Source organism: Sphingomonas sp. AP28 (assembly GCF_056680455.1).
In genome coordinates this window covers 3,535,345-3,552,217 of record NZ_CM155283.1, presented here as the reverse complement: position 1 = coordinate 3,552,217, position 16,873 = coordinate 3,535,345, and the positions used below count along the sequence as shown (strand labels likewise).

The window sequence follows — 16,873 nt, the reverse complement described above, 5'->3', positions numbered from 1 at the left end:
CACAGCCTGACGGAGGGGGCGGTAAGCGATGATCGCGGTTTCGTGTCCTCCCCCTCCGTCGCTTTGCGTCACCTCCCCCTGGCGGGGAAGGATCAGCGAACGATCGCGCGTAACCATCCTCGCCGCCCTTCCACCCAACACAACTTGACATGCCCGGCCGCACGCCGATGCTCACGCCATGAAAGCCGTCCTCCCAGCCGCCGCCCGCCCGCTCCTCGAACCGCATCTTCCCGCGGATCTCGAAACCGCCTGGTTCGCCAAGCCGGACGAGGCGAACGCGATGATCGCCGACGCGGACATTGCCTGGGTCGACATGCAGCCGACCGAACTCGTCGCCGACGCGATCCGCCACGCCGGGCCAAACCTCAAATGGGTCTCGACGATCTATGCCGGGCTCGATGCGTTTCCGCTCGACGTCCTGCGCGACAGGGGCGCCACGCTGACCAATGGCGCCGGCATCAACGCCGTCGCGGTCGCGGAATATGCGGTGATGGCGGTGCTGGTCGCCGCCAAGCGCTTCGACACTGTCTTGCGAGCGCAGGACCGCCACGATTGGCTGAAGGATGCGCCCGGCAAGATCGAACTGGCGGGCACCAGGGCGCTGGTCATCGGCTATGGCACGATCGGCAAGATGATCGGCGACCGCCTGAGCGCGTTCGGCGTCGAGGTCACGGGGGTCACGCGCACCGGTCGCGATGGTACGATCACGCCCGACGCCTGGCGCGATCGGCTGGACGGGTGCGACTGGGTGATCCTGGCCGCGCCCTCGACCCATGCGACTCAGGCGATGATCGGCCGCGAGGAGTTGCAGCGGATGAAGCCATCCGCTTGGCTGATCAATATCGCGCGGGGCGACATGATCGACGACGATGCGCTGATCGCGGCGCTGACTGACGGGTCGATTGCCGGTGCGGTGCTCGATCCGACCAACCCGGAGCCCCTGCCCGCGGACCACCCGCTCTGGTCCGCGCCCAACGCGATCGTCACGATGCACCTGTCGGGCCGCAGCCAGACGACGATGTTCGCACGCGGGGCGGCACTGTTCCTCGAGAATCTCGCCGCGTTCCTCGCCGGTCGCCCGATGAGGAACGTCGCCGATCTCGACGCGGGCTACTGACCGATCTGGGTCGTCGCGATCGGTGCGGGCGGCCGGCTACGATTGTAGCTCTTGATCCCGCGACGCCGCAGTTTGTCGGCACGGCGACGCCGCGAATAGACGACCAGGATCGGTATGCCGACCAGGATTCCCGCGCCGATGATCGATAGCGCGATGATGATACGCATTGGCATGTCCATGGGGGGACAATGGCGATTGGACAGCGAAGACGCCATATATTTTTTAATCTAATGTGAATGGGATTATCCCTCACATCCGGTCGATCCAGCTTACGCAGCATTTCGCCGCCAGCGCCCAAGCTTTCCTTCGTTGCGCAAAAAGGCGTTTTCGCGCATTGCCATCGTCACAATTCACCAATCGGACGACATGATATGGCCGCGAACTGGGCCCCCGACAGCTGGACGCGTCACGAAGCACGACAGCTCCCCACCTATCCCGACGCCGCCGCGCTGACCGCCGCGACCGATCAGCTGGCCACGTTCCCGCCGCTCGTCTTCGCCGGCGAAGCCCGTAACCTGACCGCGTCGCTTGCCGAAGTCGCAGCCGGCAAGGCGTTCCTGCTCCAGGGTGGCGATTGCGCCGAGTCGTTCGCGGAGCACAGCGCGAACAACATCCGCGACACGTTCCGCGTCATCCTCCAGATGGCCGTGGTACTGACGTTCGCGTCGAAGCTCCCGGTCGTGAAGCTCGGTCGCATGGCGGGTCAGTTCGCCAAGCCGCGCTCGACCGACACCGAGACGATCGGCGGCGTCGAGCTGCCCTCGTACCGCGGCGACAACGTCAACGACATCGCCTTCACCGCGGAATCGCGCGCACCCGATCCGCAGCGGATGATCCGCGCCTATTCGCAGTCGGCGGCGACGCTCAACCTGCTGCGCGCGTTCGCACAGGGTGGATATGCGAACCTCCACCAAGTCCACCGCTGGACTCACGACTTCATGGGCCGCAGCCCGTGGTCGAAGAAATACGCCGAGACCGCGGACCGGATCGGCGAGGCGCTCGAGTTCATGGCCGCCTGCGGGATCGATCCCGAGACCGTGCCGCAGCTCGCGCAGACGCATTTCTACACCAGCCACGAGGCGCTGCTGCTCCAGTACGAGCAGGCGCTGACCCGGCAGGATTCGCTGACCGGCGACTGGTACGACACCAGCGCGCATTTCCTGTGGATCGGCGATCGTACCCGCTTCGAGGGCTCCAGCCACGTCGAATACCTTCGCGGTATCGGCAACCCGATCGGCATCAAGTGCGGGCCTAGCTTGGAGCCCGACGCGCTGCTGCGGATGCTCGACACGCTCAACCCCGGCCGCGTCCCCGGCCGGATGACGCTGATCACGCGCTACGGTTACGACAAGATCGAGGCGAACCTGCCCCGCCTCGTCCGTGCCGTCACGCGCGAGGGCCATCCGGTGGTGTGGAGCTGCGACCCGATGCATGGCAACGTCGTCAAGGCCGCTAACGGCTACAAGACGCGTCCGTTCGACCGCATCCTCGCCGAAGTCCGCGGCTTCTTCGCAGTCCACCGCGCGGAGGGCACGCATGCGGGCGGCATCCATGCCGAGATGACCGGCCAGAACGTGACCGAATGCACCGGCGGCGCGGTCGACGTGACCGAGCAGAGCCTCGCCGATCGCTACCACACCCACTGCGACCCGCGCCTCAACGCCAGCCAGAGCCTCGAGCTAGCCTTCCTGCTCGCCGAGATGCTCAACGAGGAAATGGCCGAGCGCAAGAAGGTCGCCGCCTGACGAACCAGCGGGCGTCACAGAAAAATCGGCAGGTGTCTTGACGCCTGCCACCCCATTCCGTAGACGCCCGCATCTGGTAACGGCCCCTTCGTCTAGCGGTTAGGACGACGCCCTCTCACGGCGTAAGCACGAGTTCGATTCTCGTAGGGGTCACCAGCCACCGCTTCCGTCCCACAGCGTGCGGTCCTATCATCTTCCAGTTTCGACAGGCTCCACGTCGGCGGTGATACCCGACCTTTGGACCCTAGAATTGGCGTAATCGCGTTCCGACCATCGGATCACAAGCCGCCGTCCAGACTGAAGCGGCTGAAAGGGCAGATCGTGGCGCCCGACTGCACGATCGAGGAAGAGCGTCCTGCTTCAGGTGACCCAATGTCGCGGCGCACCCGACGGTTCGTCGCATCGGTGTCGAGGATCATATCCGCGAGCCCATGATCGATGCCGCGGCACTGCGTGACGATCCCCACATGGTCGCGACCGAGGAACTGTTCGGGATCGTCCCCGCGTACCTCACTTGATCCATGCCGACGCGACTTAGCAAACTCATCGGGGAGATAGCGATCCCGCGCTACCGGTCCGACACGACGGCGCTGAGCAGTGGGACGCTTCTCGGCGACGCCCGCGCCTGGGGTTTAGATCTCGGTGTTCATTGGACCGCTGCATTCTCGCACTCTGTTTCGCCGTGGCCTTACGGTTCCCCCTGATGCGGCCGAGCCTGATAACTCCGTCCAGCGGCCCGTCAGCTTCAAGCCCCCCCTCCGCGACCCAAATTTCGTTGACGATCCCGTCTTGCGGAACCTTGACCAGCCCTGATCGATCATCGCTCGAAGCAGGACAGGATAGATCATGAGAGAACCGCTGAGCGCCGCCGCGCATGTCATTCAACTGGCGCTCACCCCGATTTTCCTGCTGACGGCGGTCGCCTCGCTGCTCAACGTCTTCGCCACCAGGCTTGGCCGCATCAGCGATCGGATCCACACGCTGCGCAAGGATGCCGGACATAATCGATACGAGATGCGGCGCCTGCAAACGCGGTCTCGGATATTGGATGCGGCGGTCATGCTGGCGGCTGCGGCGGGCGCGATGACGTGCTGCGCCGCCATCACCCTATTCTTCGGCGTGTTGCGCGACTCCGGGCACGCCGCGATCCTGTTCTTCTTTTTCGGCGGTGGGCTGTTATGCGCCGTCGCGGGCCTAGCCTGTTTCGTGACCGAGATAACGCTGGCCGGTCGAACACTACGCGACGTCGATACTCCCGACGGCAGGGACACATGACGCTGGTCATCCGGCCGATCGAGGGCGCGGAATACCTGGGTCGCTCTGACGTGATGGTTGCAAATCCTGTGGGAAACCGTGTTGCCGCTCGACTGGTCCGTGTGGTCGGCGAACGGGGCGATCAAGGCTGATCTCAGCAACATCGCCGACTGTCGTGCCGGCAGGACCATTGTTCGCCATTGGCAATTTGCCAAAGCCGACATCGGTAAGAAATGGCGCTGCCGCCTGCATGACGCTCATGCTAGAAGCGCGCATGCTCAGAAAAAGAATAAAGCGGCTTACCGATCGCGGTGATCGCGCGGCCGAACGCCTCGCCGCAATTGAAGACTCCATCAGACACCTCGCCGATGATGATCTGCTCGATCTGGCCGACATCTTCAAAGCCGAGCCTCGCACCCCGATCGGCGAGATTGCTTTCCTGGAAATGGCCCGGCGGGATATCCGGCTTTGACTGCAGCCATGCGCAAGATGTCCGTGATCGACGCGGTTCGCTAAAAAGCTGCAGCCGCCAAATGGACGAGGCGGGAACCGCTACCGCGGTCGTTTACCCGCGCGCTGATCGCCGACGCAGCTGGCGTCGCGCAGCCGATCTCCGCCCCGCCAAGCGTTCCGACGGTTCTCAAACCTCGGTGCGGACGCGATGCCGCGTACGTTGCCCGCCGCGATCGGCGCGCGTATTGCGCTCGGATGACCCGCACCCGCCCCTGGCGCAAAGTCCTGATCGCGCTGTTCGTCGCCGTCGTGGCATTTACCGGTTATCACGCGGTCCGCACCGTCAGCGATGCGATCTACTGGAACGCACACCGCGACGAGCCGATCGAACGCTGGATGACGGTTGGCTATGTTGCGCATTCCTACCATGTACCCCCGCACATCCTGCATCAGGCACTCAATCTTCGACCGGCCCCCGATCACCGTACGCTCGGCCGGATCGCGCGCGAGAGTGGGCGTTCGATGGAACAGGTCGAGGCCGCACTAACCTATGCGATCGTCCATGCGAGACCGCCGTTTCCGCCACCGGGCCCGCCGCCTCGGTCGTTTCAACCTGCGACGCCGCCCAAGTCGTGACCGACCAACTTCTTGAACTGCTAACCACCTACGGCCTACCCGCGCTGTTCGGTGCGATGGTGCTCGCCGCCGCGGGCATGCCGTTCCCGAGTTCGCTCACGCTGGTCGCGATGGGATCGTTCGTCGCGCAGGGCGAACTGGCGTTCTGGCCCGTGGTGTTCGCAGGCGCGACCGGCGCCGTCGTAGGCGACCAGATCGGCTATGCGTTTGGTCGCTATGGTGGACGCCCCCTGCTGGCAGCGGTGACCAAGCGGATCGGTGGCGCGGACAAGGTCGAAAAGGCCGAGGCCTATTCGCGCAAATGGGCGGGCTGGGGTATCTTCTTCAGCCGCTGGTTGATCGGACCGCTTGGACCGTGGATCAACGTCACCAGCGGATTGACCGAATATCCGTGGATGCGGTTCATCGCGCTCGACGTGGCAGGGGAATTCCTGTGGCTGCTTATCTACGTATCGCTCGGACGCATGTTCAGCGATCAGGTCCAGACCATCGCGAGCCTGCTGGGCAACCTGACCTGGGTCATCGTCGGGGTGTTGGTAGCCGGAATGCTCGGCTGGAAACTGTTCGCGACGTCGTCGACCGCCGAGACGATCCCCGACGAGGCGGTGGCGTCGGACGGACGGACGTCGACCAGTCCGTAATTTCGACTTCGAGATGCCGGGATCGAACGGGACCCCATGGTACCCAAAGCAAGCGCGAGCCGCGGCATCTGACGTCGTCGACATGGGAATTACCGTAACGTCATGCGAGATTTAGCGGGCAACTAGCAGGCCTAGAGTTTGGGTCAGCTCGAAGCCAAGTGACACCAGAACCGTCCGCCGTGACAACATTTCGAATCGACTGGCTCGATGAATTTGGGTAAGCTGGACAGATATAGTTGGGGAATATCAATGCCTTCAGCTCATTGTGTTTCCACGATCGATGGCGTCATCGTATCGGTGGATCAGAATTTCCTTCGGCTTATCGGACGCGCCGAACCTGACGTGGTCGGGAAGTCTTATCGAGAGTTTACCGACCCGCGGGACCTCGACCGAAGTTCCGGAATGTTACGCGCCTTGGTTGCAAAGGTACCGCCGGTTCGGCTTCAGAAGCGTTACGTCCGCCCAGACGGAACGGTCGTCCAAGCCAATGTCCTCACGACGCGGTTCGCGGATCCCGATCGCCTGATCAGCACATTGTACTGGTCCGATGCGAACAGGCCATTGCCGCCGGTCGCGCTCTGGGAAACGGCCCTCGGGATCCGGCATGTTCAGCACGTTCGCCGCGTCGAATTCGGCGCGGCGCTGTTCAGCGATGGCGTGGACGCCATTATCCTGGAACTCTACCTCGCCGAGGCGGAAGGGCGGATCGTCACAATAGCCGAATTGATGGAGCGGGGGCCGGTTCCCGATACAACCACACTCCGATGGATACGGCATCTCATCAACATCGGCATCGTGGAGGGCAAGTGCGAACCCGACGCCGACGTGAGCTTTACGAATGACGGGATCGCGAAAATGGAGCGTATGCTGGGTTCGATAGCGCATTTGCCCGATGCAGTCTCCAAGCTCAATTAAGGGCGTACGTGGTAAGTAAGAGCACTTCTACCCGAGAAAGAGCGACCGGCATCGCGTTTCCATGCGGTCATGAGCAGGCCGGCGTTCTTCTCGTAGATGTATCGAGACCGCGCCCGCGTCGCTCCTTCGCTACGCTGCGATACACAATGCGGCAGTCGCGGTTCCAGGTCGTCTGGTCAGCGCCTTTCGACCGACATTCGATTTTGAGCCGCTACCTGCCGAGATCGGCTCGTCACAAATCACAAACCGAAGCTCATTCGACGCTCCGCTACACCAAGCAGTTGCGTGAATGGGTAGGAGCGCGGCGCCAATCGTTGCCGCGCTACCTTGTAGTGTCGAGACCGACACGCGCGGCACTTCGCTGCAATGGTCGCCAATGTGCATCGCACCGAAATCGATATGGTCGACCAGCGATTGCAGGATCGGGGCCGGAAGCGGGCTGGAGATTACGAACTCGCCCGGATCGATCCAGGCGACGCCCCAGTTTATGATCGGTTCGATCTGTTTCGCCGCGCGCCTCACCCATCGATCGACGACCTCTACATATTCCGCAGTGACCGCGTCGAAGTCGACCAGAGAGCGGATCGCGCATCCCTCGTCGCGTAGCGTGGACAGTAGATCCAGCGTCGAGGGGCGAGGTTCGCTGGTCGGATAGAGCCAGCCGATCTCGTCCGCGCTTGCCATCGCGCCGCGCAGGATACGGCCTTCGACGATGATCCCCGCGCCGATCCCGTGGCCGAGCAGGATCACCACCGCGGTCGAACAGCGCCGGTGGCATTGCTGCTTCTCACCCTGAAACTCGGCGGCGGCGTCAGCGGGGCGCTGCTCGGGCGCGGCCTGTCGATCATCGGCTGGGACGCACCGACGACCTTCGCACCACAGGATCAACGGAACCTGCTTGCGATGGCTTGGATGGTGCCGCTGGTCGGCGCGCTCGTCTGCCTCGCCGCAGTCGGAGTGCCGAAAGGTCGGCCGGCCGCGGTTCGCAGGTTGGCGGCTTGGCAAAACGGTTGAAGCACCGTCGGACGAGTATCGAAGCGGCAGGGGCCGGACCCGGATCGGTGAGAACAGACCCTGCATTCGCCCGCAAGGCTTTCGAGCGGGCTCGGATCAAGACCTCGTCTGCACCATTTGTAGCAGGCGCCGGCCGCCCGCACGCCAGTAGGACAGCCGGCGGAGATCGAATTCTGGCAGCAAGCCTACAGGTTGCCCATCGCGACCAGGGTGTTGCGAACTGCCTCGTCCAGCGACGTGTGCGGTTCGCTGCCCAGTACGGTTTGGATGCGGCCATTCAGCAGTCGCACCGGGCGATCCCACAGATACTTCATTTCCAGGACCTCGCGGAGCATCGGCACGAATGGCGAGGCCAGTCGCATGATCCACCACGGCGTCTTGCGAACCGGCACCGCCGGATCGCCCAGCACGCGACAGATCGCGTCGGTCATCAGCGTACCCTGCGCATCCCATACCCCTTCCATGTGGAACGTCGCGAACGCGTCGAGACCGTCCTTGTCCAGCAATTGCACCATCGTTTCGGCGACGTCGGGCAGGTATGCCCATTGATGGCCGACCCCGCGGCGCCCTGGATAGCTGATCGCGGCGGGCCGTTTACCGGCAGGCACCAACTGCGCGAACCAGCTGCTCCCGGCACCCGGACCGAAGAAATCTCCGGCACGGACGATCAGGACGTGCCCGCCGCCGGTGTCGGCGAAGACCCTCAGCCGACGCTCCATCTCTACGCGGATCGCCCCTTTCCGCGTTCGGGGATGTTGCGGCGCGTCCTCCGCGATATCGGGAAAGGTATCGGGCCCATAATTATAGACCGTTCCCGGAAACAGGATCCTCGCGCCGTTCGCACCCGCCGCGGCGATCGTGTTGTCCAGCATCGGCAACACCAGCTTGTCCCAGTCGCGATATCCAGGCGGGTTCACCGCGTGGACGATCAAGGCCGCACCCCGAGCCGCAGCGGCAACGTCCTCTGCGACCATCGCATCCCCGGCGAGCCATTCGAAGCCATGCTTTTCCGTCACGCCCTGAGGCGCACGATGCAGCGCGCGAATATGCCACCCGCTGGATTTCAGCCGCCGTGCGACGTCACCACCGATGCCGCCCGTGGCGCCGAGTACCAATGCGATCCTGCGTTCCATGTCTCGTCTCCGGTGTGTGTGACGAAGAAATGCAGTGAATCCCGGCCAAACTAAATTGCCGAAATAGGGCGATCGGCTATACGTAAATCGATGAATACACCGAGTTGGGATCTTTATCGCACGTTCGACGCGGTGCTGCGGACCGGGTCGCTCTCGGGCGCGGCTCGCCTGCTCGGGCTGACCCAGCCCAGCATCTCGCGCCACATCGATGCACTGGAGCAGGCGATCGGGCGCGATCTGTTCGTCCGGACCCAGCGCGGCGTATCGCCGACCGCGGCCGCGCTCGAGCTGAAACCCTATGCGGCGTTGCTCGCGTCGACCTCTGCGGCGTTGTTGCGAACCGCTGAAGGCAGCGACGGCGTGATAGGCGGTACGGTCCGCATCAGCGCGAGCGAGGTCGTCAGCGCGGAACACCTCCCGGAGATCCTGGCACGGCTTCGGCAACGCCACCCGGCTCTTGCGTTCGAAATCTCGGCGTCGAACGCGGTCGACGACCTGCTGCAACGGCAGGCCGATGTCGCGATCCGCATGGTCCAACCCGTCCAGCAATCGCTCGTCATACGAAAAATGCCCTCCATACCGCTCGGCCTATACGCCCACGCCGACTATCTGGCGCGTCGCGGCGTTCCCGAGACGCTCCAAGATCTGGCCAACCACGACGTCATCGGGTTCGACACCGAGACCCCGGCGATCCGTGCCTTCGCCGAGCAATTCCCCGCCTTCAACCGTTCGTCCTTCGCATTGCGCGTGGACAGCGACCTGGCGCAGCTTGCAGCGATCCGGGCATGTTTCGGAATCGGCATCTGCCAGGTCCCGGTCGCTGCGCGGGACCGGAATCTCGTCCGCATATTGGCGGATTGCTTCGTGATCGACCTGAACGTCTGGATCGTGATGCACGAGGACCTGAGCAAAAGCCCACGTTGCCGAGCCGTGTTCGACGCCCTCGTCGCGGAGTTCAGCGCATTATAGTGACGGCGGCTGGCGGTGCGGAAAAGCATTTCCACTCCCGGACCGCTGGTCGCTGGCCGCGACGGGCGTCATACTAGCGGTAGCGGATAAGCCACGCGGTACGCCGATTGGTCTGCTTCGTCAGACAGGCGGGGAGGTTCAGGCGCTCGATCGTGCCGACGCCTTCGCCTTGGTCGAGCGGGCAGGCAGCGTCGCGCTGCTTGATCCAGGCACGCTGCGACGCTCGCAATGCGATGCGGCGCGCCGATGGCAACCGTTTCATGGTGGCGGCGTAGGTCCTGTTCAGTCGCCCATCGGCCCGCCGGTAGTCTGCAGCGAAACAGGCTGCCATCGCTGGGGTGATACCTTGTGCCGCGTCCCCGGTATTGAGGCAGCGGTCGAGATCGGACGAGGCGGCAAGAGTCAGGGCCAGCGCGAGGATCAGCATCGAGGGTCTCCTTTGCCTGTCCAACGTCGCAAACCCGGGTCGGTTCTACGGCCCCCGCGTTAATCGTCGATACGCCTACGCTGCGTATCGGCACGTGGCGGGATTGCGGTATCTGACGCACCACGGTTGGCAGTTTGGAGTTCGCGATGCGCGTTTTGGTAACAGGGCTGGGTGACATCGCGCACAAGGGCTATCTTCCGGTGCTGGCGGCCAACCCCGAACTGGAGATTCACCTGGCGACGCGCGACCAGCAGGTTCTCCGTGACGCCGGACGATCGTTCCGCGTGACTCACCTCCATGCCAGCCTCGAGCACGCTTTGGCGGCGGCGACCTTCGACGCCGCCTTCGTCCACGCGGCGACCAGCGCGCATCCAGCGCTCGTCCGAATCCTATTGGAGCGGCGCGTCGCCACCTTCGTCGACAAGCCACTCGCCGACAATCTCCTGGAAGCCCAGCAGCTCGTCGCGCTCGCCGAACGGCAGGCAACGCTGCTGACGGTCGGGTTCAACCGCCGTTTCGCTCCGGACTATGCGGCGCTTCGTGGTGCGGGCACGAGCTTGATCGTCATGGAAAAGCATCGTCACCGACAGGCCGACATCCCGCGCAAGGTCGTGTTCGACGACTTCATCCATGTCGCCGACACGCTGCGATTCCTCGCCCCTGCCCCCGTGCTTCGCCGCACCATCGAAACCCATGTCGAGCATGGGCTGCTCAAGGTGGTGACGCTGATGCTGGCAGGCGACGACTATACTGCCATCGGCACGATGCAACGGGATAGCGGACTGGATGAAGAACGACTGGACGTGATCGGGAACGGTGTACGGCAATCCGTGCGGAACATGTCGGACCTGGTGCGCTCGGCAGGCATGGAATGCCATCAGCGGCGTGGCGACTGGACCTCCGTTGGACGTCAGCGTGGTTTCGCGGCGATGTGTGCGGATTTTCTGACGGCAGTGCGCGACGGACGCGCCACTCAGGCTGAGGACATTCTGGCGACGCACGCGCTCTGCGAAGCCATTACCGTCCATGCCGATGCGCAAACGTCTATCTGACGAACGGTTTTATTGCTTTCTCAGTTGCTTGGACAGTATTCAGGGTTTCACAATCGGTGACACTTAAACTTTACCCGCTCGTCGACCATTCAAGATCATGATTAAATTCGTTTCGTGTGAGTATCTTACGCAGGACTGATCGATACCTCATTATTAGGCCGATCCGGACATGTAACATACATCAGGAACTCGCTCCACGAAGAAGCGTTGATGCCGCGCAGCCGCAACGGTTGTTCCATGAGAAGAGTGACTTATGATTAAAACATTTATTCTTGGCGCGTCTGCCGTCGCCATGACTGCCCTGCCAGTCGCGGCAAGCGCGGCACCTGTCGCCAACTCGGCACAGTCCCTCTCGGTCGCGTCGCCGGTTCGTGCGGGCACCTCGGCGAAGAAGGCGAGCAATCTCACGGGCGTCAGCATCGTTCCGCTGCTGATCGGCGTCGGCATCGTCGCTGGCGTGACGTACTTGATCGTCGACCACGAGGACGACAACGACTCCGACAGCAACTAAGTGAAATGGGTCGGGTAATACCGGCCCATTTTTCTTATGCCGCAATGGCCGGGTTTACATGGCGATAGAGGTTGCCGCCAAACCAAGCATGACGCGACACGACGCGCTGCCGCTACAAGCGCCATCAGCAGGTCCCACCTGTCGGTTACCAATGGTCCCGTTACTTAATCGGTAAGACGTCTGACGAGGAAGTCTACGAATACCCGCACGCGCGCCGGCGTATTCGTTCCACCGACGAACACCGCGTGGATTTGCTCGACATCGCCCGGGTTAAAGTCCTCAAGCAAGGGAATCAGCCGTCCTGCGGCCACGTCGTCGACGACGCTGAACGCGCCGACACGCGCGATCCCCACGGCGGCACACGCTAATTGGCCGAGCGTCTCGCCGTTGTTCGCCTCGATGTTCCCTTTCACCGACAACGCGACGTCCCGCCCGTCGCGGCGGAACGGCCACACCGGTTCGACGCGGCGGAAGTTGAAGTTCAGGCAATTATGCGCGTGCAGGTCTTCCGGGACCATTGGCGTCCCGCACCGCGCGAGATAGTCGGGCGCAGCGACGATCACCCGTCCGCTTTCGCCCAGTTTGCGCGCGGTCAGCAGGCTGTCGGCCAGCGGACCGAACCGCACCGCGACGTCCGCCTGCCCGCCCGCGACATCGACGAGCGTATCGGTCAGCGCGAAGTCGACCAGGATATGCCGGTACAGCCGCGCGAACTCGCCCAGCAACGGCACGATGCACAACCGCCCGTGAGACAACGAGGCGCTGATCCGCAGCCGTCCACGCGGTGCGCCCTGATCGGCGATCTGTTGCTCCGCGTCGTCCAGGTCGGCGAGGATCCGCCGCGCGGTTTGCAGATAGACCTGCCCCTCGACGGTCAGCGTCAGGGCCCGCGTCGAGCGTAGCAGCAACCGCACGCCAAGCCGTGTTTCGATCCGGTCGATCGACCGCGCCACCGCCGATGGCGTCAGCCCCAGCGCGCGCCCAGCCCCCGAGAAACTGCCCTCGCGCATCACCGTCGCGAAGACCTCCAGCGCACGGGCCCGGTCGGCGCCTATCCCGATCTTTGCGTCCACGTCACAAATCCTTCGCTGTCGCATCGTCTAATAAGGCATCGCCGTACCGTCCATCTATGCAGCAACGCGAACACTGGGGATACGCACATGGACTATCGGCAATTGGGATCATCGGGCTTGCGCGTTCCCGTCCTGCGTTTCGGCACCGCGACCTTCGGTGGCACGGGGCCGCTGTTCGGTGCGTGGGGACGCAGCGACGAAGCCGAAGCACGGCGGCTGGTCGATGTCTGCCTGGAAGCGGGCGTGACATTGTTCGACACCGCCGACGTCTATTCCAACGGCGCCTCGGAGTCCGTGCTCGGCGCGGCGATCAAGGGGCGGCGCGACCGGGTGTTGATCTCGACCAAGACCGGCCTGCCGATGGGTGACGGCCCGCAGGACTGGGGCGCGTCGCGGTCGCGGCTGATCCGCGCGGTCGAGGTTTCGTTGCGGCGGTTAGGGACCGATTACATCGACCTGCTCCAGCTTCACGCCTTCGATGCCTCGACCCCGACGGAGGAGGTGATGCGCACGCTCGACATGCTGATCGCTGCGGGCAAGGTCCGCTATGCGGGCGTGTCCAACTATCCCGGCTGGCAGCTCATGAAGGCGCAAGCCATCGCCGACCGCAACGGCTCGCCGCGGCTGGTCGCGCACCAGGTCTATTACTCGCTGATCGGTCGCGCGTACGAGGCGGACCTGATGCCGGTCGGCGCGGACCAGGGAGTCGGCGCGCTGGTATGGAGCCCGCTTGGCTGGGGTCGCCTGACCGGCAAGATCGGGCGCGACCGGCCGGTCCCCGCGGGCAGCCGCCTGCACGACACCGAACAGTTCGCACCGCCGGTCGAGGCCGAGCACCTCTACCGCGTGATCGACGCGCTCGAGGCGATCGCGGCGGAAACGGGCAAGACCGTGCCGCAAGTCGCGATCAACTGGCTGTTGCGCCGCCCGACCGTGTCGTCCGTGATCATCGGCGCACGCAACGAAGCCCAGTTGCGCGACAATCTGGGGGCCGTCGGCTGGGAACTGACGGCCGCACAGGTCGCTGTGCTCGACGAGGCCAGCGACGTGCTGCCACCCTACCCCCATACGCCCTATCGCCAGCAAGAGGGTTTCGCCCGGCTGAACCCTGCGCTGGTCTGAGGAACGACATCATGAAGCTCAATCCCGGCCTGCTGGCCCTCGCCGTCGGCGCGTTCGGCATCGGCGTGACCGAATTCGCGCCGATGGGGCTGCTTCCCGTCATCGCGACCGATCTCGGCGTGTCGATCCCGACCGCGGGATTGCTGATCAGCGCCTATGCGCTTGGCGTCGTGATCGGTGCGCCGTTGATGACGTTGACCACTGGGCGGGTGCCGCGGCGGACGTTGCTGATCGCACTTGCCGGTATCTTCACCATCGGCAACCTGCTCGCGGCGGTATCGACCGGCTACGGCATGCTGATGGCCGCGCGGATCCTGACCTCGTTCAACCACGGCGCGTTCTTCGGCGTCGGGTCGATCGTCGCGGCCAGCCTCGTGCCGGCGGAACGACGCGCGGGCGCGGTGGCGGCGATGTTCATGGGACTGACGATCGCGAACGTCGTCGGCGTGCCGCTCGCGACCTGGGCAGGCGACCATCTCGGCTGGCGCGCGTCGTTCTGGGGCATATCGGCACTCGGCGTGGCGACGATGGCGGCGCTGCGGCTGACGCTGCCGACTTTGCCTGCGCCCGAGGGTAGCGATGCGATGGCGGAACTGCGTGTGCTGACACGGGGCCCCGTGCTGGGCGCGCTTGGCCTGACCGTGGTGGGCGCGAGCGCGATGTTCACCGTGTTCACCTACATCACGCCGATCTTGCGCGAAGTGACCCACGCCTCGCTCGGCTACATTACCGCGATGCTGGTGACCTACGGCCTGGGGCTGACGCTCGGCAACTGGCTCGGCGGCCGTTTCGCGGATCGCTCGGTCGACCGGACGTTGATCGTCACGCTCGCCTCCCTGACGGCAATCCTGATAGTCTTCGCACTGCTAATGCCATTCAAGATTCCGACCGCGATCCTCATCTTCCTCTGGGGTATTGCGAGTTTCGCGCTCGTTCCGCCGCTGCAGATCCGCGTGATGCACGCCGCGGCGGACGCGCCCAACCTCGCATCCGCCATGAACATCGGTGCGTTCAACCTGGGCAATGCGATCGGCGCAGCGGTCGGCGGCGGCGTGATCGCGACAGGGTTCGGGTATCCGGCGGTGGCGATGGCGGGTGCCGTCTCGTCAGCGCTTGGCCTCGTCGCGGTGATCGTCAACGTTCGCCGGAATACCGTACGCGATCAACGCCATCCAGCTTCGGCGAGTCCGGTCGAGGTTATGTAGAAGCCGACCCCTGATCGATGGGGACCGAACGCGCATCGCCTGCGTTGTACGGCCGCTATCATCAGGAGACGCACCATGAACCCGACCGGCAACACTATCCTCATCACCGGCGGCGGGTCGGGTATCGGCGCCGCGCTGGCGCAGCGTCTCCACGATGCGGGCAACGCGGTAATCGTTGCCGGCCGACGTCAGGAAGCGCTCGACGAGGCGATCGCAGGGCGGGAGAACATGAGTGCGATCACGCTCGACATCGACGACCCCGCCGCGATCGAGGACTTTGCCAAGCGCGTCGTCGCTGAACATCCTGCGCTCAACGTACTCGTCAACAATGCCGGCATCATGAAGCTGGAGGACGCCGCGACCCGCCGTGATCTGACCGATGCGGAGGCGACGATCGTCACCAATCTGCTGGGTCCGATCCGACTGACCAACGCGCTGGTCGATCATCTTGCAGCGAAATCCGGCGGCACGATCGTCAACCTCACCTCCGGACTGGCCTTTGTGCCGCTGACCGCCGCGCCGACCTATTCGGCGACCAAGGCGGCGATCCATTCCTATACCGTAAGCCTGCGCCGGGTGCTGGACGGCAAGGTCGAGGTGATCGAGATCGCCCCCCCCGGCGTGCAGACCGGCCTGACCCCCGGGCAGGAAACGCGGCCCGGCTACATGCCGCTCGAGGCGTTTGCGGATGAGGTCATGACGCTCTGGACGCAGCAGCCGACGCCTAACGAGATACTCGTCGAACGTGTTCGGCCGTTGCGCAATGCCGAAGCCGATCATCGCTTTCCGGAAGCCGTCGTGCAGTTGAACGAGATGGCCGAACGCGCGCGCCGCGGGGGCTGATCGCTGGTGCCTCGACGTACGAAACGTCGAGGCACCACCCGCCTTTTCTGCTAACTATTCTCAATAGCCTTGATCTGCCTGTCGCGAGCCGATAGGCGGATGCCTGTGAACGCCTCCCAAACTTCCCCGTCGCCCGCGACGATCGCCAAGCGCAAACGCAAGTGGCGAAGCTGGTGGCTCAAGCAATTGCACAGCTGGCACTGGATCAGCGCGGCGGTGTCGCTGACCGCTATGCTGTTGTTCGCGATCACCGGGATCACACTAAATCATGCCGCCACGATCGGCGCGACCCCGGTGGTGGTGGACACCGGCGGCACCCTGCCGCGGCCGCTCCTGCACATGCTGCGCGCGCCGCATGCCGCGGACGCGCCGCTGCCCGTCCCCGTCGCCAAGGCGGTCGTTGCGGCGGTCGGGCTCGACCCCGCGGGCAAGTCGGTCGAATGGTCCGACGCCGACGCCTATGTGGCGCTGCCCCGCCCCGGCGGCGACGCGTGGATCAGCATCGAACGCGCGACCGGCAAGATCACCGCCGAGACGACCGACCGCGGCTGGATCTCGTACCTGAACGACCTGCACAAGGGTCGCAACGCGGGCGCGGCGTGGTTCTGGTTCATCGACGTCTTCGCTGGCGCGTGCATCCTGTTCACGCTCACCGGGCTCCTGCTGCTGCAACTCCACGCGCGGCACCGGCCCTTGACCTGGCCGATCGTCGCGGCCGGGCTCGCGCTGCCCGTCCTGCTTGCCATCCTGTTCGTCCATTGAG

General features: G+C 64.3%; 21 protein-coding genes and 1 tRNA gene. 16 read left to right on the top strand and 6 right to left on the bottom strand.

Features of this window, described 5'->3' with window-relative positions; translation table 11 throughout:
- Positions 1-178: 178 nt before the first annotated feature.
- Positions 179-1,117: a D-2-hydroxyacid dehydrogenase gene (locus tag AC1MH0_RS16340; RefSeq protein WP_480963632.1), complete on the top strand. Its 939-nt coding sequence runs from the start codon at positions 179-181 to the stop codon at positions 1,115-1,117.
- On the opposite strand, the gene AC1MH0_RS16335 is transcribed toward AC1MH0_RS16340, so the two are convergent.
- The gene (locus AC1MH0_RS16335; RefSeq protein WP_480963631.1) at positions 1,111-1,284 is read right to left on the bottom strand and encodes a hypothetical protein; all 174 of its coding nucleotides are present in this window, start codon (positions 1,282-1,284) and stop codon (positions 1,111-1,113) included. The genes AC1MH0_RS16340 and AC1MH0_RS16335 overlap by 7 nt on opposite strands.
- 204 nt (positions 1,285-1,488) lie before the next feature.
- Here AC1MH0_RS16335 and AC1MH0_RS16330 point away from each other — a divergent pair, with 204 nt between their 5' ends.
- Positions 1,489-2,862, top strand: a complete 1,374-nt coding sequence (locus AC1MH0_RS16330; RefSeq protein ID WP_056486578.1) for a class II 3-deoxy-7-phosphoheptulonate synthase — start codon at positions 1,489-1,491, stop codon at positions 2,860-2,862.
- An 81-nt stretch (positions 2,863-2,943) separates the two neighbouring features.
- Positions 2,944-3,018: transfer RNA gene (locus AC1MH0_RS16325), tRNA-Glu, on the top strand.
- Between the two features lie 122 nt (positions 3,019-3,140).
- Here AC1MH0_RS16325 and AC1MH0_RS16320 read toward each other — a convergent pair.
- Positions 3,141-3,329 (bottom strand): hypothetical protein, encoded by a 189-nt coding sequence (locus AC1MH0_RS16320; protein WP_480963630.1) that lies wholly within the window; start codon positions 3,327-3,329, stop codon positions 3,141-3,143.
- Between the two features lie 379 nt (positions 3,330-3,708).
- On the opposite strand from AC1MH0_RS16320, the gene AC1MH0_RS16315 reads away from it, so the two are divergent.
- The 5 genes from AC1MH0_RS16315 (at position 3,709) to AC1MH0_RS16295 (ending at position 6,761) form a co-directional block, all read left to right on the top strand.
- Positions 3,709-4,137, top strand: a complete 429-nt coding sequence (locus AC1MH0_RS16315; RefSeq protein WP_480963629.1) for a DUF2721 domain-containing protein — start codon at positions 3,709-3,711, stop codon at positions 4,135-4,137.
- A gap of 229 nt (positions 4,138-4,366) precedes the next feature.
- A complete protein-coding gene (locus AC1MH0_RS16310) occupies positions 4,367-4,588 on the top strand; it encodes a hypothetical protein (protein ID WP_480963628.1) in 222 nt (73 codons plus the stop codon).
- 236 nt (positions 4,589-4,824) lie between these two features.
- Positions 4,825-5,205: a hypothetical protein gene (locus tag AC1MH0_RS16305; protein WP_480963627.1), complete on the top strand. Its 381-nt coding sequence runs from the start codon at positions 4,825-4,827 to the stop codon at positions 5,203-5,205.
- Complete coding sequence (locus AC1MH0_RS16300; protein WP_480963626.1) at positions 5,202-5,846, top strand: DedA family protein; 645 nt, start codon at positions 5,202-5,204, stop codon at positions 5,844-5,846. The genes AC1MH0_RS16305 and AC1MH0_RS16300 overlap by 4 nt, the downstream gene beginning before the upstream one ends.
- A gap of 207 nt (positions 5,847-6,053) precedes the next feature.
- Positions 6,054-6,761, top strand: a complete 708-nt coding sequence (locus AC1MH0_RS16295; RefSeq protein ID WP_480963625.1) for a PAS domain-containing protein — start codon at positions 6,054-6,056, stop codon at positions 6,759-6,761.
- Positions 6,762-6,890: 129 nt separating this feature from the next.
- On the opposite strand, the gene AC1MH0_RS16290 is transcribed toward AC1MH0_RS16295, so the two are convergent.
- The gene (locus AC1MH0_RS16290) at positions 6,891-7,514 is read right to left on the bottom strand and encodes a hypothetical protein (RefSeq protein WP_480963624.1); all 624 of its coding nucleotides are present in this window, start codon (positions 7,512-7,514) and stop codon (positions 6,891-6,893) included.
- A 24-nt stretch (positions 7,515-7,538) separates the two neighbouring features.
- Between AC1MH0_RS16290 and AC1MH0_RS16285 the strand changes: the two genes are divergently transcribed.
- Positions 7,539-7,775: a hypothetical protein gene (locus AC1MH0_RS16285; protein ID WP_480963623.1), complete on the top strand. Its 237-nt coding sequence runs from the start codon at positions 7,539-7,541 to the stop codon at positions 7,773-7,775.
- Between the two features lie 185 nt (positions 7,776-7,960).
- Here AC1MH0_RS16285 and AC1MH0_RS16280 read toward each other — a convergent pair whose 3' ends face one another.
- Positions 7,961-8,908: an NAD-dependent epimerase/dehydratase family protein gene (locus AC1MH0_RS16280; protein WP_480963622.1), complete on the bottom strand. Its 948-nt coding sequence runs from the start codon at positions 8,906-8,908 to the stop codon at positions 7,961-7,963.
- A 90-nt stretch (positions 8,909-8,998) separates the two neighbouring features.
- On the opposite strand from AC1MH0_RS16280, the gene AC1MH0_RS16275 reads away from it, so the two are divergent.
- Entirely contained in the window at positions 8,999-9,877 is an 879-nt protein-coding gene (locus AC1MH0_RS16275) for a LysR family transcriptional regulator (RefSeq protein WP_480963621.1), read from the top strand.
- 73 nt (positions 9,878-9,950) lie between these two features.
- Here the strand turns inward: AC1MH0_RS16275 and AC1MH0_RS16270 are convergent, their stop codons facing one another.
- A complete protein-coding gene (locus tag AC1MH0_RS16270) occupies positions 9,951-10,304 on the bottom strand; it encodes a lysozyme inhibitor LprI family protein (protein ID WP_480963620.1) in 354 nt (117 codons plus the stop codon).
- A gap of 146 nt (positions 10,305-10,450) precedes the next feature.
- Between AC1MH0_RS16270 and AC1MH0_RS16265 the strand changes: the two genes are divergently transcribed.
- Complete coding sequence (locus AC1MH0_RS16265) at positions 10,451-11,356, top strand: Gfo/Idh/MocA family oxidoreductase (RefSeq protein WP_480963619.1); 906 nt, start codon at positions 10,451-10,453, stop codon at positions 11,354-11,356.
- 292 nt (positions 11,357-11,648) lie between these two features.
- Positions 11,649-11,867, top strand: coding sequence for a hypothetical protein (locus AC1MH0_RS16260; RefSeq protein ID WP_480963618.1), 219 nt, complete (start codon positions 11,649-11,651; stop codon positions 11,865-11,867).
- A gap of 164 nt (positions 11,868-12,031) precedes the next feature.
- Here AC1MH0_RS16260 and AC1MH0_RS16255 read toward each other — a convergent pair whose 3' ends face one another.
- A complete protein-coding gene (locus AC1MH0_RS16255; protein ID WP_480963617.1) occupies positions 12,032-12,940 on the bottom strand; it encodes a LysR family transcriptional regulator in 909 nt (302 codons plus the stop codon).
- Between the two features lie 87 nt (positions 12,941-13,027).
- Here AC1MH0_RS16255 and AC1MH0_RS16250 point away from each other — a divergent pair, with 87 nt between their 5' ends.
- The 4 genes from AC1MH0_RS16250 to AC1MH0_RS16235 all read left to right on the top strand — a co-directional run bounded on the left by AC1MH0_RS16250 (position 13,028) and on the right by AC1MH0_RS16235 (position 16,872).
- The gene (locus tag AC1MH0_RS16250; protein WP_480963616.1) at positions 13,028-14,062 is read left to right on the top strand and encodes an aldo/keto reductase; all 1,035 of its coding nucleotides are present in this window, start codon (positions 13,028-13,030) and stop codon (positions 14,060-14,062) included.
- Positions 14,063-14,073: 11 nt separating this feature from the next.
- Positions 14,074-15,267, top strand: coding sequence for an MFS transporter (locus tag AC1MH0_RS16245; protein WP_480963615.1), 1,194 nt, complete (start codon positions 14,074-14,076; stop codon positions 15,265-15,267).
- Between the two features lie 75 nt (positions 15,268-15,342).
- A complete protein-coding gene (locus AC1MH0_RS16240) occupies positions 15,343-16,110 on the top strand; it encodes an SDR family oxidoreductase (RefSeq protein ID WP_480963614.1) in 768 nt (255 codons plus the stop codon).
- Between the two features lie 99 nt (positions 16,111-16,209).
- A complete protein-coding gene (locus tag AC1MH0_RS16235) occupies positions 16,210-16,872 on the top strand; it encodes a PepSY-associated TM helix domain-containing protein (RefSeq protein WP_480963613.1) in 663 nt (220 codons plus the stop codon).
- Position 16,873 lies beyond the last annotated feature (1 nt).

Excerpts from the sequence above, each read along its gene's own strand:
- AC1MH0_RS16235 (WP_480963613.1), top strand. The coding sequence starts at position 16,210 with ATGCCTGTGAACGCCTCCCAAACTTCCCCGTCGCCCGCGACGATCGCC.
- AC1MH0_RS16260 (WP_480963618.1), top strand. The coding sequence starts at position 11,649 with ATGACTGCCCTGCCAGTCGCGGCAAGCGCGGCACCTGTCGCCAACTCG.
- AC1MH0_RS16340 (WP_480963632.1), top strand. The coding sequence starts at position 179 with ATGAAAGCCGTCCTCCCAGCCGCCGCCCGCCCGCTCCTCGAACCGCAT.
- AC1MH0_RS16240 (WP_480963614.1), top strand. The coding sequence starts at position 15,343 with ATGAACCCGACCGGCAACACTATCCTCATCACCGGCGGCGGGTCGGGT.
- AC1MH0_RS16295 (WP_480963625.1), top strand. The coding sequence starts at position 6,054 with ATGAATTTGGGTAAGCTGGACAGATATAGTTGGGGAATATCAATGCCT.
- AC1MH0_RS16315 (WP_480963629.1), top strand. The coding sequence starts at position 3,709 with ATGAGAGAACCGCTGAGCGCCGCCGCGCATGTCATTCAACTGGCGCTC.
- AC1MH0_RS16265 (WP_480963619.1), top strand. The coding sequence starts at position 10,451 with ATGCGCGTTTTGGTAACAGGGCTGGGTGACATCGCGCACAAGGGCTAT.
- AC1MH0_RS16275 (WP_480963621.1), top strand. The coding sequence starts at position 8,999 with ATGAATACACCGAGTTGGGATCTTTATCGCACGTTCGACGCGGTGCTG.
- AC1MH0_RS16245 (WP_480963615.1), top strand. The coding sequence starts at position 14,074 with ATGAAGCTCAATCCCGGCCTGCTGGCCCTCGCCGTCGGCGCGTTCGGC.
- AC1MH0_RS16250 (WP_480963616.1), top strand. The coding sequence starts at position 13,028 with ATGGACTATCGGCAATTGGGATCATCGGGCTTGCGCGTTCCCGTCCTG.
- AC1MH0_RS16270 (WP_480963620.1), bottom strand. The coding sequence starts at position 10,304 with ATGCTGATCCTCGCGCTGGCCCTGACTCTTGCCGCCTCGTCCGATCTC.
- AC1MH0_RS16310 (WP_480963628.1), top strand. The coding sequence starts at position 4,367 with ATGACGCTCATGCTAGAAGCGCGCATGCTCAGAAAAAGAATAAAGCGG.
- AC1MH0_RS16280 (WP_480963622.1), bottom strand. The coding sequence starts at position 8,908 with ATGGAACGCAGGATCGCATTGGTACTCGGCGCCACGGGCGGCATCGGT.
- AC1MH0_RS16335 (WP_480963631.1), bottom strand. The coding sequence starts at position 1,284 with ATGCGTATCATCATCGCGCTATCGATCATCGGCGCGGGAATCCTGGTC.
- AC1MH0_RS16305 (WP_480963627.1), top strand. The coding sequence starts at position 4,825 with ATGACCCGCACCCGCCCCTGGCGCAAAGTCCTGATCGCGCTGTTCGTC.
- AC1MH0_RS16330 (WP_056486578.1), top strand. The coding sequence starts at position 1,489 with ATGGCCGCGAACTGGGCCCCCGACAGCTGGACGCGTCACGAAGCACGA.